The following is a 24035-nucleotide window of genomic DNA, read 5'->3' as shown; positions in this document are numbered from 1 at the left end:
GTTTTCCCTATGAACGCCCGAATGCTTGGCTTGTTGTTCTTGCCATGGCTGTTGCCCGCGACTTTTGCAGCAGACCCCGGCACCCAGTACAAACTGGCAGCCGGCGATGTGTTGCGCATCACGGTATTCGGTGAGCGGGACCTGAGCTTCGAGAAAATCCGTCTCAACGATGCCGGAATGTTTTCCTATCCATTTTTGGGTGACATTGCCGCCAAGGGGTTTACGCCCAATCAGGTGGAAAAGATCATCGTCGATGGGCTCAAGCAAGGTTACCTGGTCGACCCCAAGGTCAGCGTCAACCTGATCGTCTACCGCTCGTTCTACATCAATGGAGAGGTACAGAAACCCGGTAGCTATCCGTTCGAGCCCGGCTTGACGCTGGAAAAAGCCATCGCCCTGGGCGGCGGCCTGACTGAACGAGCCTCGATCAAACGGGTGACCATCGTGCGCGGCGATGGCTCCCCACCACTGACCGACAAGGTCACGCGCAGCACCGCCATCGCCCCCGGTGACACCATTTCCATTGCACAAGGCTTTTTCTAATCATGGATAACAGCCCAAGCCTATATGTCGAGCGTCCGATCCAGCCGCATGTGCCGCAGCATCAGCCGTACAGCGAGGAAAAGGACACCATTGACCTGCTCAAATACTGGAGGGTGATCTGGCGCGCCCATTGGAAAATCGGCGGGTTGATAGTGCTCGGCTGTGTACTGGCGATGGCCACGCTGTCGTTCATTCCTGCGCAGTACACCGGTAGCACCACCCTCCTGATCAAAGAAAAAACGCCCCCGCTGCTGACATTTCAGCAAGTCACGGATTCAAGCTCCGGTACCGTCGACTATTTGCAGACGCAACTGGCACTCTTGCAATCGCGGGACTTGGCTGAACGCGCAGTCAAAAAGCTGAGCCTGACCACTCATCCGGTCACTGATCCACGTCAGCAACCGAAGTCCTGGTTTGCGCCACGGCGATGGTTGGCCGCGCTTGAACTGGACCAATGGCTGCCAGTACTGGGCCGCTTTATACCCGTGCAGGTGAGGCCCTCCGAAGCCGATGTCTTCAATCAAGTCACGCAGGATCTGATGCGGCGTACCCATGTCAAATTCGTCGGCAAGAGCCAGCTGATCAAGATAGAAGTGGAATTGCCCGACCCTGGTTTGGCTGCCGCTACCGCCAACGCCATTGCCCAAGGCTTCATCGATAGCCAGTTCGACAACAATCTGAGGTCCTCACAGACCAATACCAGCTGGATGAATTCACGCCTGATCGAGTTGCGTAATAACCTGCGCAGTGCCGAAAACAAACTTCAGGCCTATCGGGAAGCACAAGGCCTGGTTGACGTCGGCGGCGTCGGCGGTGTCGCCACCATCAGCGCCAATGAACTGGAAATGACCGGCAACCGCATGATCGATGCGCGCCGTAACCTGGCAGAAGCCGAGAGCCGGTTCCGCCAGGTACAGACCTTGAGCAATGGCAACCTGAGCAAACTGTCCAGTGTGCCGGCCGTCTTGAGCAATCCTCTGGTGCAAAAATTCCAGGCGCAACAGGCCAAGGCTCAAGCCAAGGTCGAAGAACTGTCCGGGCGCTATGGTCCAAAACACCCGACTCTGGCCGCCGCGCGCGCCGAGTTGCGTACGGCCACCGACAGCTTGCGCCTGCAGGTTCGACAGGTGGTGGCTAGCATCGAACAGGATTACCAGCTAGCCCGAACCAGTGAAAACTCACTGCGTAAATCATTCAACAGCAACAAGGCGCAGATACAGGACATTTCGCGCAAGGAGTTCCAGCTGCGTGAATTTCAGCGTGAGGTCGACAGCAGCCGCGCGCTGTATGAGACCTTCATCACCCGTTTGAAAGAAACCACGGCCACGGCCGACATGGACGCTACCAAGGCGCGCATCGTCGACCCTGCGATTGTTCCTCTGGAACCGAGCAAGCCTCGTAAATCATTGATTGTAGCGATTGTTGCCATCGTGGCGGCACTGATCGGTGTTGTGCTGGCATTACTTTCAGAAACCCTTAACAAAACCTTCAAGACCGACGAAGCGATCGAAAGCACGCTTGACGTTCCCCTGCTCAGCGTGGTGCCGCTGGTCACGAGGAAAAGCCGCCGGCAACTCGCGCGACTGTTCGACGACAACGACCATCCGCGTTTCTGCGAGACCATTCGTAACCTGCGCACCTGGTTGATGTTGCACAGCAGCGACATGCCGTCTCATGTGGTTCTCGTTGCCTCGACCATGGCCGATGAAGGTAAAAGCACCATCGCCAACAATCTGGCCTACTCACTCGCCAAGCTGGAACGTGTCCTGTTGATCGACGCCGACATGCGCAGACCCAGCCTGTCGCTCAACTTCGATTTTCCGGCGGACGGCCCGGGGTTGGCCAACGTTCTGGCAGGCACTGCGCGGCTCGAGGACTGCATCCGCACTGTCGGCAATCTCGACATGCTGCCGGCCGGGAAGCTGTCACCGCCACCGCTGGATCTGCTCAGCTCGCCGCGCCTGGCCCCCATGCTAGAGGCGCTGAAGTCGCGGTACCAACGCATCATCATCGACTCCCCGCCTGCGCAAATGGTCAGCGATGCACTGTTGCTGGCCAAGCATTCGGATGCGGTGATCTACGTGATCAAGGCCCAAAGCACGCCTGTCAGCCAGGTGCAGAAGTGCCTCGCGATACTGCAGCAGAGTCATGCGCCGGTGTTCGGTGTGGTGCTTAACCAGGTTGACTTGAGCAAGGCCCGCAAACAGGGCTACAGCCATTCCGATACGTTCCAGAACTACGACTACATGTCCAGGTAAAATCTTGTACCTGTCTGTCCAGTAGTCTCCCTCCAAACATCTACCAAAAGCTGCTTCATTCCAGTCGAGCTATACCAGCGTGCGGGAACGAGGGCGTGCAGTATTCGGCGCCGAAGTCCAACCCATGCCCGGAGGTTGAGCCGATGACATCGCTCTACACCGCTCAAATGACGCGCCGTCGAGGTCTGACCTTCTGGGGCCAATGGCTGTGCGCACTCACCCTGGTCAACCTGCTGCTGGTGTTGCTCGTGTACGGGCGAGTCGGCAGCCTCACCAGCGAATACCGCGTTCTGATGATTCTCACCGTTCTAGGTTCGGTGCCGATCTACAGCGTCATGCAGGTTTACCACAAGCGTCATGAGTGGTTGTCAGGGCTTGCTCGGCTGCTGGCGGCCTGGATGATCTTGCTGGCCGTGCTGATCAGCATTGCCTTCGTCACCCAGACCAGCGTGATTTTCTCGCGTCAGGTGATCATTGTCTGGGCCGTATTGGGATATCTGGTCCAGGCGGCGAGCTTTTTGCCCCTGCATTACCTGGCCCGACTGCATTCACACAAGCTCTGCAACGAGCGCCGCGCGGTGATCATCGGGACGTGTCCGACCGCCCATAAGCTGGCGAGAAAACTGTCCAGACGCAATCGCGTACCGCTACTGGGTTTTATTGCAACCGCCGAACATACCGGCCCGGCCCCGAGCATTCTGCCGCTGCTGGGACGCATCGACGAGATTCGCGAAATTATCACCCGCCTACATGTACGCCGCGTCTACATCGTCTTGCCAATGGCACAAGCCGCCATCATCGAAGCCTTGTACATCGATCTTCTGGACATGAATGTCGACGTGGTCTGGATCCCCGATTTCGGCAGCATGGTGCTGCTCAATCAGTCGATCTCGGAAATAGAGCGAATGCCGGCCATCTACCTCAATGAAAGCCTTATCAGTTCGCACCCCGGCAGCCTGCTCTGCAAAGAGCTGTTCGAACGTAGCCTGGCCGCCGTGGGCATTATTGTGCTCAGCCCCTTGCTGCTGATCGTGGCGGCAGCCATCAAGCTTTCCTCGCCCGGCCCGGTGTTGTTCAAACAAAATCGCTACGGCTGTAACGCTGAGGTGATCAAGGTCTGGAAGTTCCGGTCGATGCGTTTGCACGACGACAACGAAGTCCGTCAGGCCACCCGCGAGGATGACCGCATCACCCCGCTTGGGCGTTTTCTGCGCCGTAGTTCCATCGACGAGTTACCGCAACTGTTCAACGTGCTCTGCGGTGAAATGGCCCTGGTCGGCCCGCGACCGCACGCGGTCACGCACAACATTTATTACACCGGCAAGGTTCGCGCCTACATGGCCCGTCATCGCCTCAAGCCGGGCATCACCGGGTTGGCCCAGATCACCGGGCATCGAGGTGAAACCCAGACGCTGGAAAAAATGCAGCAGCGCGTCGCCCAGGACCTCAACTACATCAACCAATGGTCGCTGTGGCTCGATATCAAGATTCTGGTCAAGACCCCTTTTACGTTGTTCTCAAAAGATATTTATTGAGGTATCAGGCAATGATCGACCTGGAATTAATCGGCCATTACGCACCCACTCTGCTGGACGCCAACAAGGCATTTTCCTTCATCAATTTTGCGTCTGTCGGCAGTCTGTTCGACCGACACCCGACGTCCATCGCCTATTTTTGCGACGGCATGCTGATGTCAACCTTCATGTCGCGCATCACCGGCCGCACGATCGGCCGGGTCAGCTTCGACTTCACGTCCATCGCCGACTCTGTGTTCAGTTGCGCCGAGAAACAAGGCAAGCGCCTCTATTTTGTCGGTGCCCGGCAAGCCGAACTGGACCTGTTCATCGACAAGATCAAGGCTCGCTACCCGGCGCTGATTATCGCCGGTCATCACAACGGCTATTTCGACGCGCCGCAGGCCGCGTGCATTCAAACAGACATCTGCCGCAGTGAAGCGAACATCCTGATCGTAGGCCTGGGCGCCGGGCTGCAGGAACAGTTCGAGCAAGATGCCCTGCGTGCCGGCTTCACCGGTGTGGCATTCACCTGTGGTGGTTTCATTCGCCAAGAAGCCACGGCCACTCATGATTATTACCCTGAGCTGATCAACCGCCTGCATCTGCGCGCGTTCTATCGGATGTACTGCGAACCGCACACCATCAAACGCTACCTGATCGACTACCCGACCAATTTTGTTCATCTATTGGTGAAGATCGTTCGGCGGGAAGTGACCATCAATGTCACTTATCCTGAGCGCCTTGATCAATGCACATTGATCACTGAGCAATAACCATGCATATCCTGTTCATCCTCAAGGACTTCAAGCCCGATGGTGGCCTGGAGCGTGTTCAGCAACGCCTGGCCAGACAGTTTCTCGAGGATGGCCAGCGTGTCAGTTATTTCGTCATGAACGGCGACACGCCGGACGATGAAGGGGCTGCCACGCTCAATGGCGGTGGCAATGGAATCGTCGGTCTGATCAAGTCCATCGTATTGCTGCGGCGGATTATTCGTCGCGAACAGGTGACCCACCTCATCGCCGCCAAGGAACGAGCCAACCTCTGCACCTGGTTTGCCACCTTGGGTAGCCCATGCAAGGTCATCTACAGCCGTCATGCCGCACTGGATTGCAGCGAACAAAAAATCAGTCCCGCCACCCTGCGTCTGCTCTATGCGTTGTACCTCTGTGGCAACGGCCGGGTAGTGACGGTTTCCAACGGGCTGCGCCAGTCCCTCGCCGAGCGGGTGCCCTGGGGTCGCGAGCGCATCCGTTATTGCCCCAATGCAGTGGTCACCGAACAACTGCTCAGCGCCGCACAGACGCCCATGCTCACCGGGTTGCCGGCCGAGTTCTGGTTAGCGGTGGGCCGACTGGTGGAACCGAAGGGTTTCCACCTGCTGCTCGACGCCTATGCCATGGCCTTGCGCAGCGCCGCGCTGCCGGATCTGGTGATCATCGGCGATGGCCCGTTACTCGCCGCGCTGACCTCACAGGCTGGCCGCCTGGGCATCGAGAATCGTGTGCATTTCACCGGTTTCCTGAGCAATCCGTACCCATTGATCAGGCAGGCTCGACTGCTGATCCTGAGTTCGTTTCATGAGGGCTTGCCGACCGTGCTGATCGAAGCCCTGGCGCTGGGCACGCCAGTGTTGGCCTGCGACTGCGAAACCGGGCCCAGGGAACTGCTTGATAACGGCCGCCTTGGCGATCTGGTCAAGGTCAATGATGTACCGGCGCTGGCCGAAGGGATGCTGCGCAGCGTGACCTCGCAACGCCATGCTGCGCCAAGCGGTCAGGTGGCCGCTGACGCCATCCGACAGTACACCAGCCAATACGCCGCGCAGGCGTACTACCAGGTATGGAATCAATGAAAAGGCTGCTGATTATTCTGCAGGACCTGGGCGGGGGCGGCGCCGAAAAAATGATGGTGCGCCTCGCCGGTGCGCTGACTGACGCAGGCAATGACGTGACCTTACTGATGCTCACCGATACAGGTGTGAACTCGGCGTGCATCGACCCAAGGGTCAAGCGCGTCGAGCTGCACAGTGCGCGCAGTTCCAGGGCGGTGCCGGCGCTGGCACGCTTTCTTCGCCAAAACCGCTTTGACGCGCTACTGGCTGCCCTCACCCACGTCAACGTGGTAGCCATCGCCGCGGCCACGCTGTCCGGTACTCTGGCGCGCCTGCATGTCAGTGAGCGCAATGCGTTTTCTCATGACAAACACGTCAACCCCGCATTGGCGGTGCGCACCGCGTATCTGTTGGCACCGCTGCTGTACCGACTCATCCCCAATCCGGTGATCTGCGTCTCGCGCGGTGTCGCCCAGGATCTGGTCGACACCACCATCACCCGTGCGCAGGATGTCACCATCGCCGATAACCCGGTGCTCGATAACGACTTTCGCGACAAGGCGCCGGGACGTCCGAATCACCGCTGGCTGCTGAAAAAAACCACCCCGGTGATTGTCGCCGTAGGTCGCCTGGCACGGCAAAAAGGCTTTGACGTATTGATCGATGCCTTCGCCCGATTAGCCGATCCCGATGTTCGATTGATCATTTTCGGCGAAGGCGCGCTCAGAACCGAGTTATTCGAACAGGCCGTCGCCTTGGGCGTGGCCGACCGCTTCGATCTGCCGGGCTATACCAGCGATCCATTGGCGGAAGTGGCAGCGGCCGATTGCTTTGTGTTGTCGTCGCGTTTCGAGGGCAGCCCCAACGCGCTGGTCGAAGCCATGTCCACGGGCACCCCGGTGGTATCGACCCACTGCCCTTATGGCCCGCAAGAGATTCTCGACAATGGCGCGATTGCACCGCTGGTGGCGGTCGACGACCCTGATGCACTGGCGCAGGCGATCACCGTGGAACTGACGTTGCCACGTGATGCAAACCGTCAGGCGCGCATTGATGCTGCGGCACGCTTCATCAGTGCCCGCGCCGCAAAAACCTATCTCGATGCATTGGCAGGGCTGTCGTCATGAACAAACTGGAAGTCAGGTACACCACCCTGCGCGACGCTTTCACGTTGTTCGGCGTGCTGTTCTACATCCAGGTCATCGGATTTTTTTTCGGGTTGGCTGATGTGTCGAATCTGGGTGCAGCCGAAAAAGACCTCGAAGGCAACGTGGTCAACCAGATCTGCGGCCTGATCACCCTGCTGGTTCCGCTGTTCTTCTTCATCCGCAACAAGGTCTTCATCAGCAAAAGCTTTTACCGGAACAATGCCTTCCTGCTGCTGTTCATACTCGGCCTGGCTGTTTCGATCAGTTGGTCCCACGACCCGATGTTGAGTTTCAAACGTTTTGTGGCGTTGATCAGCGTGGTGTTCTTTGCAGGGTTCATCGCCTACAACTACAGCCTCGAGAAAATCGCCTTCATGCTCGGCTGCATCATTGGTGCCGCTGCGTTGTTCGGCTTGATATTGGGACTTCTCAGGCCTGACATCGCTTTCATTGACGGCGGTATTCGCGATGGTGCGTTCAAGGGGATTTTCCCGGAAAAGAATGCCGGCGCCCGGATCAACGCTATCGCCATTCTGTTACTGCTGCCGATGATTCGTCAGCGCAATCCCTGGGCCATCCTCTACTCGATATTCTCGCTGATCGCGATTGCGCTGGCCCAATCTGCCACGGCCTTGGCGCTGATTGTTGCCGGCACAGTCAGTTATTGGTACTTCCTCACTCTGATCCGCATGCACATCAATCGCTCACTGACAGCATTCCTTGGTACGACATTTATCTATTTGCTGATCTGCCTTTTTCTCTATGGCAATTACACGCTGCTGCTGGGGCTGATCGGGCGTGACGACTCACTCACCGATCGCACGCTGATCTGGGGCCTGCTCGCTCCGCTGATCGATGCCGAATTCCTCAAGGGTTACGGCTTCGGCGCCTTCTGGTCCAGCCCGGGCGCCGAGACATTCATCAACCGCTGGGGTTATATCGGCAATGCCCACAGCGGCTACATGGAAACCTTGCTTAACGGCGGCGTCATTCAGCTGACAGCGCTTATCCTCATGCTGATCGAAGCGCTGATCAAACACTACCGGGCCGTGGTGGCGGATCAGTCGCCACGGTTTCACGCCAGCGCAATGGTCATCATCGGATCGTTCATGCTCACTAACTATGTGGCGTACGTCGTTCCCAACTACCGCAGCGCAGAGTTTCTGGTGTTCTGCATTCTGGCCCTCTCATTTCGGCATCACCACGTGACATACCCCCAGTTGTCACCGGCAACCCTGCGTCAACGTCCGCCTGGCAAGGCATTACCACGCGACTCGGCCAAGGCGTAACAAGAGGAGAAATAACCGTGCCAGACCAAGCCCCCCCTTCACCCCATTCAGTGTGCGTCATAATCGCGATGTACAACGGCGCCGACAGCATTGAGCAAACACTGGCGTCCGTGGCCGGGCAAACGCGACTGCCCGATCATGTCATCGTCATCGACGATGGTTCCACCGATGATGGCCCCCAACGGGTCAAAGACTTCGCGGCGCCGTTTCGCCTGACGCTGTTGCACCAAGCCAACGAAGGCCAAGCCAGTGCCCGCAACCACGGACTGCAGCACTGTGAAGAGACTTTTGTGGCGTTTCTCGATGCCGATGACAGATGGTATCCGCAAAAACTGGAGCAACAAGTGGCACTGTTTGACGAACTGATTCGTCAGGGACGGCCGGTGGGGCTGGTAGATTGCTACGTGCATAACGATTACAGCGACGGAAAGCGAATACTGGAAAACCGGCAAAAAAACGGTAGGCATTTCGACGATTTCATCCGCGCCAACGTCCTCAATGGCGTGTCCTCCGCGATGGCCAGACGCGACGTGATCATGCAACTCGGTGGCTTCAATGCCAGCCTGCGTTACTCCGAAGACCGCTTCATGTGGACCCGGATCGCCGAACACTGGGAGGTCCACACGGTGCCAGAGGTGCTGCTGCAGCGCATGGTCAACAGCGCCAATATGACCGCGCAACCGACAAGGTACTACCCGTACAAGATCAGGTTCATCGAAGCGTACCTCGCCCAGTTTGGCGCGCAGCTCAGCAAGCAGCAACGGATCGATTTCGCGCTGGGCAGCCACAGCGACTTTCTCGAACTGTTTTCCCGCAGAGGCGAGCATGCCCAGGTGATCGGTGTGTACCGGCGAATGCTGGAGTACTCCTGGCAAACGCTGATCTTCAGGAACGGTAAACCGACATTGCGCTTCCTCTACGCGTGCGTCCGATCATTGCGCAAGCCAGCTGCGTCAACCACCGCTCATTGAGCCGGCATCCGCCATGGCCAATCACCGCCTGGTTAAATTGATCTGGATTTTCACCGAGAAATTCGGCCTGATTTTCCTGTCGATGATTACCTTTGTTGCGTATGCCAGGCTGATGTCGCCGGCAGAGCTGGGTGTGGGCACGGTGATCATTGTGATCGTCGAGATGTTCGCCATCCTCTACTCGTCAATGCTCGAAGATCCGCTGGTACGGTTGGAGCGTCTGGAAGAAAAACATATTTGCACGGCCTTCTGGTTCGCGGTGCTGATCAGCTTGGCCTCCATCGTCGTCATATCGTTCGCGGCCATGCTGTATACGAAATCCTCGGTGCTGCAATGGATGACGGCGGTCGCCTCGGTGAAAATTCTCTTCACCATGATGGCGCGGGTCTATGTCGTGGAAATGCGCCGCACCGGCAACTTCAAAATGCTGGCCTCGCGCACGCTATTGGGCAAAGTGGCCGGCGGTGTGGGGGGAATCGCCATTGCGTTCTGGGGATTTGGCGCCTGGGCCGTGATCGCTCAAGCGCTGATCATGGAGTTCGTTTCCATCGTCGTATTGATGCTCGGAAACCGCCGGCGGATTGCCTTCTACATTGACGGACCCTTCCTGCGCGAATTGTTGACGGCCGGAGCACCGCTTGCCATCAACGTAATGAGTTCGCAGACGCTGCAGCGCGGCGTCAATGTGGTACTTGGCATTACGGCCGGCGCCCATGCCGTCGGCATGTTCAATATGGCTATGCGCATCATCGATCTGCCTCGCTCGGCGATCTATAACGGCCTCTTGAGTTATGCGCTGCCGGTGTTCGCCCGGCGCGGAAGCGATACTGCGCGGTTGATCGAGGTGATCAGCGACTCGACGGCCATCAGCGGGTTCCTGCTCACGCCACTGTTCGTCGGTATCGCGTTAACGGCCGAGGACATCATCCTGTTGATATTCGGCGCCAAATGGGCAGACGCCATTCCCTTGCTGCAAGTACTTGCCTGCACGGCGGCCATCGGCAACACCGCCATGTACGCCATGACAGCCCTGGTGGCGGTCAATCGAACCCACCTGATCGTCAAGGCTGAATTGGCAACCACCCTGCTGGCGCTGGCGCTGGTTTACAGCCTGGGTCACCTCTACGCAGGCATGGCTGCCGCCGTGGCCTTGCTGGCGCGGATGGTGATCATGACGCCCCTGCAGGTCCGCGGGCTGAACACGGCAATAGGTTATGGCTGGCGAGTATTCATCGAATCCAATTATCGCAGCATGATCGCCTCGCTCATCATGGCCGCCGCCGTGGTGCTTGTTTCTCCGTACCTGGATTTTCGGGGCTATTGGCATCTGGCCGCCAACATCGGAATCGGCACGCTCACTTATGCGCTGGCCTATAGCGCGTTGCACCCACGATGGCCGCAAGAATTCAAATCGGTGTTCACTGCTCGTTGAATGCTCTGATCGACGCATCGAAGCTTGGTGTCGGTGTACATATCCGTTTCTGCGGTTGTGTTGGCTGGCGATTGTTGCCCCTTTGTAGGAGCGAGGCTTGCCCGCGAAGGCGGCCTGATAGCCGATGGGATTTTTGATGGTGTACATATCCGTTTCTGCGGTAACGGCTTCTATTGGTTTCGCTTTTACAGCGAGTCACTTTCGAAAAGCGCGAAAGTAACCAAAGCGCTTCTGCCCCGCCATTCGGTGCCTCGCTCAGGCTCGGCATGCCCTCACTCCGGCATTGCTCCGGGGGCCCGCCGCCATCGGCCATCCATGGCCGGGGGCGGCTACCGCGGCATCCTTGCCGCGGTGCCCCCTGCGCAATGCCTACGTTCGGCCTCTGGGAAAGGGGCGGCAGATCAAGATCAAAAGCCAAAGCAACGGCAACGGCAACGGCAACGGCAAGATCAACAGCTTCGCGAGCAGGCTCGCACACACTTGGAGTGGGTACATTCGGGGGAAGACTGGTCGGCTGACAGGCCGCCATCGCAGGCAAGCCAGCTCCCACAGGAGGAGCGGGCATATATAAAATCTGTGTACGACACAAATCCTGTGGGAGCGGGCTTGCCCGCGATAGCGGCAGGTCAGTCAATGTGATGTTGAATGTGCCGCCATCATCGCAGCACACAAAAAATCAGAACACATCCCCAACCAACGCACATCCGCTCTGCTGTTCACCACTCAACAGGCCGTGCGTTAGCTCGCCTGCAGCTTTTGATGTTGACGCACCGCCCCCTCGAGAGGCCGAGCGCAGGTTCTGCGCAGTGGGCAACCCGGCATGGATGCCGGGTTAGCCGCGCACGGCCATGGATGGCCGATCGCGGCGGGCCCACGGAGCAGGACCGGAGCGAGGGCATGCCGAGCCTGGGCGAGGCACCGAACGAAAGGGGCAGAAGCGCTTTGGTTACTTTCGCGCTTTTCGAAAGTGACTCGCTGTAAAAGCGAAACCGCCAGCGGCCATGACCGCAAAAACGGATATGTGCACCCTCTCCCGCATCCCGCATCCCGCAAGAACCCAGGAACCACACGACCCGCACGGACCGCACGGACCGCACTCCCCATCTTGTCCAGTCTTCTTGTGACCGGAGCGCCCTATCATGGGAAAAACCACGCTGATTACAGGCGGAGCCGGATACATCGGTTCCCATACCACCTTGGCCCTGATCAACGCCGGCCAGCAGGTACTGGTGCTCGATAATCTATGTAACAGCTGCCGCGAATCGCTCACGCGTCTGGAGCGTTTGACCCAGACACGGGTCGATTTCATTGAAGGCGATATTCGCAACACCAAGCTGCTCGACGACATTTTCAGCCGCTACGATATCGACGCCGTGATGCATTTTGCCGGTCTCAAATCCGTCGAGGAAAGCGTTCGAAAGCCACTGGATTATTACGCCAACAATGTGGTCGGCACGCTCAATCTCTGCCATGCGATGGCCCGACACGAAGTCTTCAAACTGGTGTTCAGCTCATCGGCCACCGTGTATGGCGCCCCCCGGCAGATACCGATCATTGAAGACCTGGGCACCGGCAAACCGATAAGTCCATACGGTCGCACCAAGCTCCTGATCGAAGAATTGCTCACCGACCTATGCCTGTCGGATCCGCGCTGGAGCATCGCTGTATTGCGCTACTTCAACCCGATCGGCGCGCATGAGAGCGGGCAGATCGGGGAAAACCCCAACGGCAGGCCCAACAACCTGTTGCCTTGCCTGACCCAAGTCGCGATGGGGCGAGTGCCCGAATTGATGGTGTTCGGCAGCGACTACCCCACCGTCGACGGAACATGCGTGCGCGACTACGTGCATGTGGTCGACCTTGCCGATGGCCATCTCAAAGCGCTGCAAGCGTTGCAGAGCAGAAATGGCGTCCATGTCTGGAACCTGGGAACCGGTATTGGCTACAGCGTTCTGCAGATCATCCGTGCCTTCGAGGACATCACCGGCATTAGCATCCCCTTCCGATTCGCGCCGCGCCGCGCCGGCGATATCGCTGAATGCTGGGCCAATCCCACCAAGGCCGGGCGTGATCTGGGCTGGTACGCACAGCGCGACCTGGTGCGGATGATCATCGACACCTGGCGATGGCAGCTGCGTAATCCGCATGGCTACCACGCCCAGTCCGAGTTATTGGCAACCGTTGCGTTAAAGCAACGGGTATGAGCAAAAGGCCCATGTCCAGGTATGTTCTGCTGATTGTCCTGGCAGCGGTTGTTTGCCACGCACCTGGAGCGTCCCCGCAGCCGCTTGCCGATGGTTTGGTGCTGTGGCTCGACGCCGCCGACGCCTCGAAAATGACCCTCGATGCCCACGGTCGTCTCTTGCGCTGGCACGACAAGTCCGGCAAGTCCAACGACGTTACCGTAGACGATGCAGCAAGCACCGCGCTGCCGCTGCGCGTGGAGAACGCCATGAATGGTCATTCCGTGGTGCGTTTCAGTGGCGCTTCGGCGTTCCTCGGCAAGACGATTCGCGCTGCAAAAGGCCCCGTTACTGTGTTGGTCGTGTCACGCAGACTGACTGAACAAAGCAGCGGTGAGACCTGGCAACGGCTGTTCAGCTCGCGCCCGCAAATCGCCGATAACGACAACGTGGCACCGAATTTCGCGATCAGCGTGCATCAGCCCACCGCCTATGAGCCGACCCTGTTTTTTCTGGAACTCAACGACGTGCCCATCGGCCCCTACGCGGTGGGGCGCAACGTAGTCGGCAGCACCGAAGACCTGCGCGGCGACATCGCCGAAGTACTGGTGTACGACCGCCGCCTGGCCTCGCTCGAGGAACGGCAGCGCGTGTTTCAGTATCTGGCGAACAAGTGGTCTGTCGCCATGCCCAAGGCTGCCAATACCTGGACCCGTGTCGGCCCTCTGGGCACAACACCGAAACAGATCAACGCCCAACTGCCGCTGTCCGATCAGGGCAATGTCGGCCAATGGAGGCTGGACCCACGATTCTGCGACGACTTCGATGGTGCGACCCTTGATGCCAGTCGCTGGCACGTCAACAATGCTAAAGGCACTGAATCGCTCGGGCGTAAGCCGGCGCTGTTCAAGCCGGACAATGCCTACTTGAGCGATGGCCATCTGAACATCGTATTTCGCAAGGACACCTTGCCGCAAAAGTACGTACGACTCGGCTATGAAGGCTATAGCTCGGCGATGGTCCGTACGATCGAGCGCAGTTTTTACGGTTACTACGAAGCCCGGGCCAAACCGATGGACTCGGCAGGTTCCAGCGCCTTCTGGCTCGCGTGGACGGGGCTTGCCGATAACGCCACGGAAATCGACATCTTCGAAATCGGTGGCAAAACCAAAAACGCCTCCTTCGACCGCATGTACAACATGAACGCCCACGTTTGGGCCACGCCGCACAGCACCGAGCATTTGAGCGATGGCAGCAACTGGATCAGCCCTTGGCGGCTGGCCAGCGACTTCCATGTCTACGGTTTTGACTGGCAGCCCGACACGTTGCGCTGGTACGTAGACGGCGTCCTGGTACGCGAGGCAAAGAACACCCACTGGTTTTTCCCGATGGAGATCGTCTTTGACAGCGAGGCCATGTGGAAGTGGTTCGGTGTTGTCGACGACGCCGACCTGCCCTCCACCTTCAGCGTGGACTACCTCAAGGTGTGGCGTCGCGGCAAATAGCCTGACTCCTGCACTGCACTACCCAAAAACCGGGAACACACTCATAAAAGAGGTCGCAGCAATGAACGGTACGATGACTTCCGATCAAGCGATAGCCTGCCTAAACCTGGCGCTTGAACGTAACAAACAACTGTTCAGCGAAGCCTATCACTTGAGCCACACCGCCCTTGATCTTCTCGACCAGCCCAACATGGACGTCGAACAGTTCACGCAATATCAGAAGAAAAGACGACAGGCCGATCTTAAATACCTGGAAGCTATCGAACACTTGCGATTAATCATGGTTGAATATTCTATTCATTTCCCCGCAGCGGAGCCCCCACTGCATGAGTCGTCGGTTTGGATAGGGATGACGACGGCTTTCAGAGGCTATTGCGGGGACGCCACAGACAGATAGTTCGTTGACACAAAAATGGACCTCTTTTCAGAGGTCCTTTTTTTTTCTAAATAATCGGAAGCCCCTTGTTGATAATCTCACGCGTGTAACTCGCCAGCTCTTTGGTAGTCATGCTCGCGACCACATCCGCCTCGATGGGCTGATGGGCTACGATACTGACTTCAGTAGAGCGCAATGAGTTGTAAGCCACGTCCCCAACAGCAGGACTGATCGTTACTGGAACGATACCCACCCCCATGTCCTTGGCAACCCGGAAGGCTCCCGACTTGAAAGGCAACATATCCCCGCCTTTGTTTCGGGTGCCTTCAGGAAAGATCCAGAGGGAAGTATTGTCAGCAACAACGCTCTTGGAGATCTTGCGCAGACTCTGGATCGACGCCCGAGGGCTGTTCCTGTCAATGAACAGGCTGCCCGTCAGCCAATACAATTGCCCGACCAGAGGCAACCACTTAAGTGATTTTTTACCGACAATAACCGTACCTGGTTTAAGCGCCTCAGCAACAATCAGAACATCATAATTACACTGGTGGTTTGCCACATAGATATACGGTTGGGCGGTGGAGATGGTGTCGAATCCACTGACAGCGACGCGAACCGAGAATATTTTATTGATCACTGTGTATGACCGGCAGGCCACATGCAGGTTTTTGTTCTTTAAAGGATTGACTAACATGAACAAGCATAAAAAGGGAAAACTCAGAACAATGAACAGCAACACCAACAGCCACCGCACAAAAAAAATCATAACTTATCCACCTTGCCTAAATCACTTGAGCCACTGAAAAGACCGCCCCGAACATCAGTACGTTCGATCAGCGCGACACCATAAAAGCCTTCATCATCAACACACACCATCAATCCAAAACCGTGGGCCAGGACGCCATTCGCCAGTTCGGCCAATTGATAGGCCCCCACCAGAGACAGACTCAAAGCCTTTGCCCGATCCAGAATATCGAGCCTCGCCCCGAGGATCAGATTCAGTCCGCCAGTACAACAAACCGAGACCTATGTTAGTAGCTGCCCGAATGGGCAGGTTAATTAAAGCGACATCCCATGACGAGCAGCACTGATCGCTCAATGATGATTAATTTGTCCTCTCCGGCGAGTTGAAAATGGTGACATCTTTATATCGAACGTAAAAAATTTCAGACACTCCAAACCCTGATTCTCTAGTACCTCCGTACCAAAAAAACATATGAAATAACTAACCTTTTTTTCACAAGCTTGACACTCCGCCCCCCTTGCGAGGCATTCATCTGTGCTACGGACCCTACCTGGCGAGGTGCTGCCATTGTATTCAAGAAATTACAACTCAGGCCATCCTTCCTGCAGCGCTTCGATCCTGTATGATAAGCCCCCCGCTCTTCTCACTAAGAGCGCTGACCACGGAAGGTAATATTGGTGAATGACTGGCGCGAATATTTCATAGAGTTGATTTCTGGCTGTACTTCTGAAAATGAATTATTCAATGAACTGATTAAAATAACTTCCAACTTGGGTTTCGAGTTCTGTTCCTATGGATTAAAAACCCACTCACCGTTAGCCCCAGCCCCCCCACAATATTTTCTACGGTCAAACTACCCTGGTGCCTGGGAGAAAAAATATGTAGCCGACGATTATTTTTCTCAGGACCCGACCGTTGAACACGGGCTGACACGCTCCATTCCCATGCGCTGGTCCGCGGAAGAGCAAAGTCAAAAACTGGAGTTCTGGGAAGAAGCGCGACATTACAACCTCAATCATGGTTGGTGCCTTTCTTCGCAACGCGAATACAACACTATTGGCTTGCTCTCTGTTTCCCGCTCCGCTGAATATATTTCCACGGCAGAGTTGGAGAGCAAAGAGACTAAATTAATTTGGTTGACTCAGTTAGTGCATGAGTCCATGACGCGTTTTTTTGCCGAAAAATCCACACCTGAAAAGTACAAGCCATTGACCGCACGCGAAAAAGAAACCCTGAAATGGACGGCCATGGGAAAAACTTATGTCGAAATCAGCATTATTCTGAATATCGACACGCGAACCGTGAAATTTCATTTGGTCAACTCCATGCGCAAACTCCAAGCCTCGAATAAAGCCGAAGCAGCGGTCAAAGCATCCTTGATGGGTTTGCTGCTCTAAGCCAGGGCCTCTGCGGCACCTACAAGAACTGTCGTGCTGGAAGGCAGCGGGAAATAAACCATAGCGCAGGGATACGTCAACGAGGTGACATCGGCGTTGCCGAATTCCACGTTGTAGTCGATACCTGCGGTGCCGCATATGGCACAGGCTGAAGCTGGCCCATGAGGCCGCCTCAGCAGCAGGAAGGACACAGGTCAGGGCGTCAGCTCTTCAAGCTTGCGATCGCCAACCATCGTCCCGTGCAAACACTCATCCAGGAACCTCACTACCGTCCCCATGCAGGCGACCCGCTCCTCGACATGGGGCATGTGGCTGGAGTTCTGGAACAACGCCCAACGCACGTTCGGGATCTGCTCCAGATAAGGTCTGACCACCGTCGGTGTTGCTTCGTCGTAGCGACCGGAGATCACCAGCGTCGGCACGTTGATGTGCCGCAAGCGGTCGACAATGGTCCAGTTTTTCAGGCTGCCTATCACATGAAACTCCGTCGGCCCGCTCATGGCATGGTAAACGGTGGGGTCGGCATCGACCTGGGCAAACGTACGCGCGACTTCGTCCGGCCAGGGAAGGACGCGACACACATGGTTGTCGTAAAAAACCCTCGACGCTTGCTGATAGGCGACCGCTTGAAAATCCCCTGCCCGTTCGTGTTCAAGCAATGTTTCATGTACGCCGGCAGGCAACAATTGACGTAAACGGTTGGCTTCCTCAACCCAGACGCGCATATCCGAAGGGGAATTGGCGGCGATCAAGGCCCGTAGCCCCGCAGGTTGCCGTACGGCGTGTTCACTGGCGAGCATGCCGCCCCAGGATTGCCCCAGCAGCGCGTAATTGTCGCTGATTTCCAGATGATCCAGCAGGTTGTCCAGTTCATCGAGAAACAGCGCTACATTCCAGAACGAGGCGTCTTTTTCCGGTAGGTGAGTCGAGCGACCGTTACCCAGTTGATCGTAATGAACCACTGGATAGCCACTCGCGGCGATGTCCTTGAAAGCGTCGACGTAATCATGCGTGCAGCCCGGGCCGCCATGCAGAATCACCAGCGGCGTGTTCTTACCGTCGAAGTGACCCGTGACGCGGTACCAGGTCTGATAAGGACCAAAAGGTGCGAAGCCTTCACGTATTCCGATAGATTCCATTTCTTCATGCCGCCCCTGAAAAACCGTACGGCACACGATACCGGGATCAGATCCTCGAAATAACTAGAGAAACAAATAGGTTTCTGCCCTATTTCAGCTATCGAGCAATCGATAGTGGGTTGCCCGAACCACGGCCTGGACCCGATTCTTGGCCCCGAGTTTATGCATGGCCGAGGTCAGATGGAGGCTGATGGTGGCCAATGAGCGATTCAATTGGCTGGCAATCTCGCCGGCGGTCAGGCCCTCAGCCGCCCATTTCAGGCACTCGCGTTCACGTTTGGTCAGGTGAATGGGAGGCGTGTGAGCCTCCTTGCCAAGCAACGGATAGGCCGCTTCCTGCAAGGCATGGGAAATCAGGCTGAAATCCGCCAGGGTCCGCCGGGCATCGCACAGGACACTGCTGTTGCCGGTACGCAACCCGGTCAAGGAGGCAAAGCCGCCTCTGGGCAGATGAATCGGGACCGACACACCACAGGTCATCTGCGCGTCCTCCAGATAATTCACCACCGGCGCATGGCGCTGACTGATGACCGGCTCCAGCAAGGTGTCAGTCCCGGGTTTGTAAGACCAGACAAAGGGTGAAACACAATTGAGTGCTACCTGCTGGACAGGGTCGATCTGGTAGTAACCCTCTGTACACCAACGCGCATGCCAATCAGCTGGCGTGTTGCGCAGTTTGAGCACCGCGGGTGTGATCAACTTGCCTTCATGGTCCAGCGGCACCGGGCTGTAGTCGTACACCAAGGCATCAAAGCCAAGCTCCTCGGCCAATAGCATGGCGTTGTCCATCTGCTCATCCAGGCTCTTGCCCGACAACAGACGGGGATTGAGGTCTGATAGCTTGGCCTGCATCCATTGCGCTCCCTAATTAATTTCAATCCTGAAATTCAGCACGTAGAATGCCACGCCTCGGCGAGGGACTGCCAGACAAAACCTATAAGAAATACTAGCTTTTGGACGCATGACTTACTCAGTAGGGTTGAGTGATTTGGTCAGCGTGCGAACCGGCCAGCATCATAAAGGGAGAGTGCGATGTGGCGTGAAATCGAACCGGACCAACAAATAAACGTTGAAGTCGACGGCCACAATCTGGTGGTTTACAGCTTTGGCGAGGGCGATGAGGTCCTGCTGTGCCTCAATGGAGGCCCGGGGCTTCCCTGCGATTATCTGCGTGACGCCCATGGCTGGCTCAAGGACAAGGGGTTGCGCGTTGTCGCCTTCGACCAACTCGGCACCGGGGCGTCTGACAGACCCGAAGACCCATCCCTCTGGGACATCACCCGTTATGTCGCTGAGGTGGAAACCGTCCGGCAGGCCCTCGACCTGGGCCGGGTGCACTTGTTGGGGCACTCCTGGGGCGGCTGGCTGGCAATCGAATATGCCATTTACCACCCTCACGCACTCAAAACGATGATTCTGGAAAACACGGTAGGCGATATCCCGCATCTGTCTCAGGAACTGGAGCGTCTGCGCGGCGCTCTGGGCAGCGAAACCGTGGCCATGATGCAGCGCCATGAAGCCATGGGCACCCTCGATCACCCTCAATACCAAGCGGCGATCACCCTTCTCAACTACCGCCATGTCTGCCGCCTGGACGAGTGGCCGGCGCCGGTCACGCGCTCGCTGGGCGACTGGAACATGGGACCGTACACAACCATGCAGGGGCCGAATGAGTTTCTCTACGTCGGCAACCTGAAAAACTGGAACCGTCTGCAGGAAATGGCCGATTTCACCATGCCGGTATTGATTACCACCGGCCAGCACGACGAACTGACGCCGGCCTGTGCCATGCGCATGAAAATGGCGCTCAAGGATGCTGCACTGCATGTGTTCCCCAACAGCAGCCATATGCCCTTCTACGAAGAACCTCACGCCTACTTTCCGGTGTTGCTGGATTTCCTCCAGCGGCACCGAGGTTAGTCGATGAATCTGTCGCGTTACCGTTTCATCCTGTCACGGCCCCTGCAACTGCTGCCGGTGCTGTTCGGCATCAGTCTCATCACGTTTGTGCTGGTGCGCTCGATTCCCGGCGACCCGGCGCGCGCCCTGCTCGGCTCGCGCAGTACGCCGGAGGGGCTGCTCAGGGTTCGCGCTCAGTTCGGCCTCGATCAGCCGCTGTGGATGCAATATTTCTACTTTCTGAAAAACCTGTTCAACGGCGATCTCGGCCAGTCATTGCTGTACAAGGTCGACGCCTTGAAGTTGATCAGCACGCGGATCGAACCCACGCTGTTTCTGGTGCTTGGCAGTGTGCTGCTGGCAATGTTGATCGCGGTGCCACTGGCCACCGTTGCGGCCCGCAACAAGGGCGGCTGGGGCGACAACCTGATCCGCCTGTTCACCACCGCCGGCCTCGGCATGCCGGCGTTCTGGCTGGGGATCATGTTGATCCTGCTATTCAGTGTGCAACTGGGCTGGTTCCCGGTTTCCGGCTACGGCCGCTCCTGGCTGGACAAACTGCACCATATGGTCCTGCCCTGCCTGACCATTGCCCTGGCGTTATCGGCGGTGTTGGTACGCAATCTGCGGGCAAGCATGCTAATGGAGCTGCAAGCCGACCATGTCACGGCGGCTCGGGCTCGCGGTCTGTCTGAAGACGCGGTGTTTCGTCGCCATGTACTGCCCAACTCGCTCGTACCCGCCGTCAACCTGCTGGCGGTGAACATCGGCTGGCTGATCAGCGGCACAGTGGTCATCGAGAGTCTGTTCGCCATTCCCGGGATCGGCCAGTTATTGGTCCGGGGCATCTTCACCCGTGACTACATGGTGGTCCAGGGCGTGGCAATGGTGCTGGCCTGCGCCACCGTGGCGGTAAACTTCCTCGCAGATGTGATCACGGTAGCCATCGATCCACGCGTGAAAATCCGATGAGCAGTCAGGCAACGACGATTCCCCGACTGAACCTGCGCCTGGGTTTGCGCAACCCTCGATTGGCAATGGGATTGGGCCTGGCAATCCTGCTCGGCTGGCTGGTGCTGGCGATCTTCGCGCCCTGGATCGCGCCCTTTGATCCAATCGCCCAGAACACTGATATTCGTTTGCTGGCGCCGCATCTGGCCCACCCGTTCGGCACCGACAATTTTGGCCGCGACGTCTTGTCTCGAGTGATCTGGTCAGCCCGCATCGACTTGCAGTTGGCGGTGATCGGGGTGATTTTTCCGTTTCTGATCGGCACCTGCGTCGGGGCCTTGTCTGGCTATATCGGCGGGCGTTTCGACACGTTTTGCATGCGCCTGATCGATATCATCCTGGCCTTCCCGTTCCTGGTGTTGATGCTGGCGATCATGGCAATCCTCGGCCCCGGCCTGATGAGTTTTTATATCGCCATGGCCCTGGTGGGCTGGGTGTCCTACGCACGGTTGATCCGCTCGCAGATCCTGATACTCAAGGAAAGCGATTTCGCCCTGGCCGCCAAAAGCCTCGGCTTCGGTCATGGGCGCATCCTGTTTCGGCACCTGCTGCCGAACGCGATGTTCGGCTCGATCGTGTTTTCCATGTCCGATGCGGTGCTGGTACTGCTCAACGGCGCGGCGGTCAGTTACCTCGGCCTCGGGGTTCAACCACCGACCGCCGAGTGGGGCACGATGGTCGCCGAGGGCCAGAGCTTCATCACTTCCGCGTGGTGGATCTGCACCTTCCCGGGATTGGCGATCGTCACCCTGGCCATGGGCTTCAGCCTGCTGGCTGACGCTGTTGCCGAACACTTGGGTAAACGCTCATGAGTGCGCCCGTGCTGAAGGTCGAGGAGCTCAGTGTCATCGCCCGTAAGGGTGAGCACGAAGTGACCCTGGTGGATCGCTTGTCCTTTGACCTGGCCGAGGGTGAAGTGCTCGGACTGGTGGGCGAAAGCGGCTCCGGCAAGACCATGGCTTGTCGGGGTTTGATGCGTCTGCTGCCGTCGCCAAACCTGCGAGTCGAAGGCACAAGCGTGCAGTTGGCCGGGGAAAATCTGTTGCACCTGGACGAGGCTGGCATGCGTCGCATGCGTGGACGTCAGCTGGGTATGATTTTCCAGAACCCCAGCAGCCATCTCGACCCGTTGATGCGCATCGGCGAGCAGATTGGCGAAGGTATTCGTCTGCACCAAGGCGCCAGCAAACGCGAAGCCCGCGCCCAGGCCATCGACGTACTTCGGCAAGTGGGTATTCCCGATCCGCAGCAACGAGTCGACAGTTACCCTCACGAATTTTCCGGCGGCATGCGTCAGCGCGCGATGATCGCCGTGGCACTGGGGTGCAACCCGAACGTGCTGATCGCCGACGAACCGACCACCGCCCTCGACGTTACGGTGCAAGCGCAAATCCTGCGCCTGCTGCTCGATCTTCGTGACCAGCGTGGCCTGTCGATCATCTTGATCACCCATGACCTGGGGGTGGTTGCCCAGACCTGCGACTCGATTGCCGTGATGTACGCCGGACGCTTGTGCGAGCACGGCAACAAACACGAGGTGCTGGCGTATCCGCGCCACCCTTACACCGCTGGATTGATCGACTGTCAGCCGGCCACCAGTCACGGTCACGCATTGCTCAAAACCATCGCCGGGCAACCGCCCCTGCTCGATGCCCTGCCCCAAGGGTGTCGCTTCAATCCGCGCTGCCAGCAAATCGGCAACCGATGCACATCACTGATGCCCAGTTTGCAGCCCGTCAGCCATGGACACCGCATCGCTTGCCATTACCCCTTGGCCGTCGGAGACCGCTCATGACCCTGCTCAAGGTCAAGGATCTGCAGGTGCGCTTCGCCGCTCCGGGCACTGGTTTTCTGGGCATGAACCGGCAATGGCTGACAGCGGTCAACGGCGTTTCGCTGACCCTTTCGGCCGGAGAAACGCTCGGGCTGGTCGGCGAGTCGGGTAGCGGCAAAAGCAGCTTGGGACGGGCGATCCTGCACCTCAACGAGATTTACGCCGGGCAGGTGCTGTTCGATGGCGTCGACATGGCCCACGCCGGGAAGGTCGACATAGAGCGGCTGCGTCATGAGACGGCGATGGTTTTTCAAGACCCTTACGCCGCTCTCAACCCACGCCTGAGCATCGGCCAGACTCTGGCAGAAGTGCTCCGGGTACAGCGCAAAGTGCCGGAGCCACTGATTGCCGCCCGAGTTGATGAACTGCTGACTCTGGTTGGTCTGCGCCCCGAATTAGCCTCGCGCAAGCCGCACGCCTTGAGTGGCGGCCAATGCCAGCGTGTCGGGATCGCCCGTGCGCTGGCCGTGGAGCCGCGCCTGATCGTCGCCGATGAATGCGTGGCCGCGCTGGATGTGTCCATCCAGGGGCAGATCATCAACCTGCTGCTGGAGCTGCGCCAGCGCATGAACCTGGCGATTGTGTTCATTGCCCATGATCTGGCGATCGTTCGCCGGCTCTGTGATCGGGTGGCGGTGATGTACCTGGGCAAGATCGTCGAAGAAGGCCCCGTGGAGGAAGTATTTCGCTCCCCGCGACATCCTTATACCGCCGCACTGATCCAGTCGATTCCGGAAATCGATCCGGCCCGGGCGCTACCCACCGACCCTTTGCCCGGTGAACCGCCCAGCCCTTTGCAGCTGCCATCCGGCTGCGCTTTTCACCCGCGCTGTCGCTACGTTCGTCCGACCTGTAGCCAGGTGGCGCCCCCTACCCGTCAACTCGACGCTCGCCGTTACGACTGCGTACTCGAGGAGCCTCTGCTTTAAAAACAACGTACTCATCAAGAAGGAG

At 57.7% G+C, this 24035-nt stretch carries 22 protein-coding genes; 18 read left to right on the top strand and 4 right to left on the bottom strand.

Annotated elements, in window-relative coordinates:
* Positions 1 to 9 precede the first annotated feature (9 nt).
* From TU81_RS02380 to TU81_RS02325, 12 genes are all read left to right on the top strand, one after another.
* Entirely contained in the window at positions 10 to 543 is a 534-nt protein-coding gene (locus TU81_RS02380) for a polysaccharide biosynthesis/export family protein (RefSeq protein WP_038983077.1), read from the top strand.
* Positions 544 to 545: 2 nt separating this feature from the next.
* Positions 546 to 2801 carry a GumC family protein gene (locus tag TU81_RS02375; RefSeq protein WP_038983076.1) on the top strand — a complete coding sequence of 752 codons (2256 nt, stop codon included), beginning with the start codon at positions 546 to 548 and terminating at the stop codon, positions 2799 to 2801.
* A gap of 143 nt (positions 2802 to 2944) precedes the next feature.
* The gene (locus TU81_RS02370) at positions 2945 to 4336 is read left to right on the top strand and encodes an undecaprenyl-phosphate glucose phosphotransferase (RefSeq protein WP_048393131.1); all 1392 of its coding nucleotides are present in this window, start codon (positions 2945 to 2947) and stop codon (positions 4334 to 4336) included.
* 11 nt (positions 4337 to 4347) lie between these two features.
* Positions 4348 to 5091 carry a WecB/TagA/CpsF family glycosyltransferase gene (locus tag TU81_RS02365; protein WP_048393129.1) on the top strand — a complete coding sequence of 248 codons (744 nt, stop codon included), beginning with the start codon at positions 4348 to 4350 and terminating at the stop codon, positions 5089 to 5091.
* A 2-nt stretch (positions 5092 to 5093) separates the two neighbouring features.
* Complete coding sequence (locus tag TU81_RS02360; protein ID WP_048393127.1) at positions 5094 to 6173, top strand: glycosyltransferase; 1080 nt, start codon at positions 5094 to 5096, stop codon at positions 6171 to 6173.
* Positions 6170 to 7279, top strand: a complete 1110-nt coding sequence (locus TU81_RS02355) for a glycosyltransferase (RefSeq protein ID WP_048393124.1) — start codon at positions 6170 to 6172, stop codon at positions 7277 to 7279. The genes TU81_RS02360 and TU81_RS02355 overlap by 4 nt, the downstream gene beginning before the upstream one ends.
* Entirely contained in the window at positions 7276 to 8589 is a 1314-nt protein-coding gene (locus TU81_RS02350) for an O-antigen ligase family protein (RefSeq protein WP_048393122.1), read from the top strand. The genes TU81_RS02355 and TU81_RS02350 overlap by 4 nt, the downstream gene beginning before the upstream one ends.
* A gap of 17 nt (positions 8590 to 8606) precedes the next feature.
* Complete coding sequence (locus TU81_RS02345) at positions 8607 to 9560, top strand: glycosyltransferase family 2 protein (RefSeq protein ID WP_048393121.1); 954 nt, start codon at positions 8607 to 8609, stop codon at positions 9558 to 9560.
* A 13-nt stretch (positions 9561 to 9573) separates the two neighbouring features.
* On the top strand, positions 9574 to 10992 hold the full coding sequence (locus tag TU81_RS02340; protein WP_048393119.1) for an oligosaccharide flippase family protein: 1419 nt from the start codon (positions 9574 to 9576) through the stop codon (positions 10990 to 10992).
* Positions 10993 to 12131: 1139 nt separating this feature from the next.
* Positions 12132 to 13196 carry a UDP-glucose 4-epimerase GalE gene (gene galE / locus TU81_RS02335; protein WP_048393117.1) on the top strand — a complete coding sequence of 355 codons (1065 nt, stop codon included), beginning with the start codon at positions 12132 to 12134 and terminating at the stop codon, positions 13194 to 13196.
* An 11-nt stretch (positions 13197 to 13207) separates the two neighbouring features.
* Positions 13208 to 14680 (top strand): family 16 glycosylhydrolase, encoded by a 1473-nt coding sequence (locus tag TU81_RS02330; protein WP_048393115.1) that lies wholly within the window; start codon positions 13208 to 13210, stop codon positions 14678 to 14680.
* 61 nt (positions 14681 to 14741) lie between these two features.
* Positions 14742 to 15077, top strand: a complete 336-nt coding sequence (locus tag TU81_RS02325) for a hypothetical protein (protein WP_048393113.1) — start codon at positions 14742 to 14744, stop codon at positions 15075 to 15077.
* A 46-nt stretch (positions 15078 to 15123) separates the two neighbouring features.
* Here TU81_RS02325 and TU81_RS02320 read toward each other — a convergent pair whose 3' ends face one another.
* Together TU81_RS02320 and TU81_RS02315 are read right to left on the bottom strand one after the other, a co-directional pair.
* The gene (locus TU81_RS02320; protein ID WP_053078270.1) at positions 15124 to 15822 is read right to left on the bottom strand and encodes a lysophospholipid acyltransferase family protein; all 699 of its coding nucleotides are present in this window, start codon (positions 15820 to 15822) and stop codon (positions 15124 to 15126) included.
* On the bottom strand, positions 15819 to 16007 hold the full coding sequence (locus TU81_RS02315; protein WP_038983066.1) for a hypothetical protein: 189 nt from the start codon (positions 16005 to 16007) through the stop codon (positions 15819 to 15821). The genes TU81_RS02320 and TU81_RS02315 overlap by 4 nt, the downstream gene beginning before the upstream one ends.
* Positions 16008 to 16478: 471 nt before the next feature.
* Here TU81_RS02315 and TU81_RS02310 point away from each other — a divergent pair, with 471 nt between their 5' ends.
* Positions 16479 to 17198, top strand: a complete 720-nt coding sequence (locus TU81_RS02310; RefSeq protein ID WP_048393640.1) for an autoinducer binding domain-containing protein — start codon at positions 16479 to 16481, stop codon at positions 17196 to 17198.
* Between the two features lie 194 nt (positions 17199 to 17392).
* Here the strand turns inward: TU81_RS02310 and TU81_RS02305 are convergent, their stop codons facing one another.
* Both TU81_RS02305 and TU81_RS02300 read right to left on the bottom strand, forming a co-directional pair.
* A complete protein-coding gene (locus TU81_RS02305; RefSeq protein WP_038983065.1) occupies positions 17393 to 18337 on the bottom strand; it encodes a proline iminopeptidase-family hydrolase in 945 nt (314 codons plus the stop codon).
* Between the two features lie 93 nt (positions 18338 to 18430).
* Positions 18431 to 19189, bottom strand: coding sequence for a LuxR family transcriptional regulator (locus tag TU81_RS02300; protein WP_038983064.1), 759 nt, complete (start codon positions 19187 to 19189; stop codon positions 18431 to 18433).
* 180 nt (positions 19190 to 19369) lie between these two features.
* Between TU81_RS02300 and TU81_RS02295 the strand changes: the two genes are divergently transcribed.
* The 5 genes from TU81_RS02295 to TU81_RS02275 are packed head-to-tail and all read left to right on the top strand — an operon-like array spanning position 19370 to position 24010.
* Positions 19370 to 20257: a proline iminopeptidase-family hydrolase gene (locus TU81_RS02295; protein WP_038983063.1), complete on the top strand. Its 888-nt coding sequence runs from the start codon at positions 19370 to 19372 to the stop codon at positions 20255 to 20257.
* Between the two features lie 3 nt (positions 20258 to 20260).
* The gene (locus TU81_RS02290) at positions 20261 to 21208 is read left to right on the top strand and encodes an ABC transporter permease (RefSeq protein WP_038983062.1); all 948 of its coding nucleotides are present in this window, start codon (positions 20261 to 20263) and stop codon (positions 21206 to 21208) included.
* Positions 21205 to 22059: an ABC transporter permease gene (locus TU81_RS02285; RefSeq protein WP_038983061.1), complete on the top strand. Its 855-nt coding sequence runs from the start codon at positions 21205 to 21207 to the stop codon at positions 22057 to 22059. Before TU81_RS02290 ends, TU81_RS02285 begins: the two co-directional genes overlap by 4 nt.
* On the top strand, positions 22056 to 23042 hold the full coding sequence (locus TU81_RS02280; protein WP_048393110.1) for an ABC transporter ATP-binding protein: 987 nt from the start codon (positions 22056 to 22058) through the stop codon (positions 23040 to 23042). The genes TU81_RS02285 and TU81_RS02280 overlap by 4 nt, the downstream gene beginning before the upstream one ends.
* Positions 23039 to 24010 carry an ABC transporter ATP-binding protein gene (locus TU81_RS02275; protein ID WP_048393108.1) on the top strand — a complete coding sequence of 324 codons (972 nt, stop codon included), beginning with the start codon at positions 23039 to 23041 and terminating at the stop codon, positions 24008 to 24010. The genes TU81_RS02280 and TU81_RS02275 overlap by 4 nt, the downstream gene beginning before the upstream one ends.
* Positions 24011 to 24035: the final 25 nt, after the last annotated feature.

Source organism: Pseudomonas lini, from assembly GCF_001042905.1.
Taxonomy (GTDB): Bacteria; Pseudomonadota; Gammaproteobacteria; order Pseudomonadales; family Pseudomonadaceae; genus Aquipseudomonas; species Aquipseudomonas lini.
Note: the sequence above shows the minus strand (reverse complement) of the source record. Positions and strands in the feature narration are given on the sequence as shown.

Bases quoted from the DNA above. Each gene is read 5' to 3' on its own strand.
- TU81_RS02280 (WP_048393110.1), top strand. From the start codon at position 22,056: ATGAGTGCGCCCGTGCTGAAGGTCGAGGAGCTCAGTGTCATCGCCCGT.
- TU81_RS02360 (WP_048393127.1), top strand. From the start codon at position 5,094: ATGCATATCCTGTTCATCCTCAAGGACTTCAAGCCCGATGGTGGCCTG.
- TU81_RS02320 (WP_053078270.1), bottom strand. From the start codon at position 15,822: ATGATTTTTTTTGTGCGGTGGCTGTTGGTGTTGCTGTTCATTGTTCTG.
- TU81_RS02355 (WP_048393124.1), top strand. From the start codon at position 6,170: ATGAAAAGGCTGCTGATTATTCTGCAGGACCTGGGCGGGGGCGGCGCC.
- TU81_RS02375 (WP_038983076.1), top strand. From the start codon at position 546: ATGGATAACAGCCCAAGCCTATATGTCGAGCGTCCGATCCAGCCGCAT.
- TU81_RS02305 (WP_038983065.1), bottom strand. From the start codon at position 18,337: ATGGAATCTATCGGAATACGTGAAGGCTTCGCACCTTTTGGTCCTTAT.
- TU81_RS02350 (WP_048393122.1), top strand. From the start codon at position 7,276: ATGAACAAACTGGAAGTCAGGTACACCACCCTGCGCGACGCTTTCACG.
- TU81_RS02275 (WP_048393108.1), top strand. From the start codon at position 23,039: ATGACCCTGCTCAAGGTCAAGGATCTGCAGGTGCGCTTCGCCGCTCCG.
- TU81_RS02300 (WP_038983064.1), bottom strand. From the start codon at position 19,189: ATGCAGGCCAAGCTATCAGACCTCAATCCCCGTCTGTTGTCGGGCAAG.
- TU81_RS02340 (WP_048393119.1), top strand. From the start codon at position 9,574: ATGGCCAATCACCGCCTGGTTAAATTGATCTGGATTTTCACCGAGAAA.
- TU81_RS02370 (WP_048393131.1), top strand. From the start codon at position 2,945: ATGACATCGCTCTACACCGCTCAAATGACGCGCCGTCGAGGTCTGACC.
- TU81_RS02290 (WP_038983062.1), top strand. From the start codon at position 20,261: ATGAATCTGTCGCGTTACCGTTTCATCCTGTCACGGCCCCTGCAACTG.
- TU81_RS02330 (WP_048393115.1), top strand. From the start codon at position 13,208: ATGTCCAGGTATGTTCTGCTGATTGTCCTGGCAGCGGTTGTTTGCCAC.
- TU81_RS02365 (WP_048393129.1), top strand. From the start codon at position 4,348: ATGATCGACCTGGAATTAATCGGCCATTACGCACCCACTCTGCTGGAC.
- TU81_RS02285 (WP_038983061.1), top strand. From the start codon at position 21,205: ATGAGCAGTCAGGCAACGACGATTCCCCGACTGAACCTGCGCCTGGGT.
- TU81_RS02380 (WP_038983077.1), top strand. From the start codon at position 10: ATGAACGCCCGAATGCTTGGCTTGTTGTTCTTGCCATGGCTGTTGCCC.
- galE (WP_048393117.1), top strand. From the start codon at position 12,132: ATGGGAAAAACCACGCTGATTACAGGCGGAGCCGGATACATCGGTTCC.
- TU81_RS02325 (WP_048393113.1), top strand. From the start codon at position 14,742: ATGAACGGTACGATGACTTCCGATCAAGCGATAGCCTGCCTAAACCTG.
- TU81_RS02295 (WP_038983063.1), top strand. From the start codon at position 19,370: ATGTGGCGTGAAATCGAACCGGACCAACAAATAAACGTTGAAGTCGAC.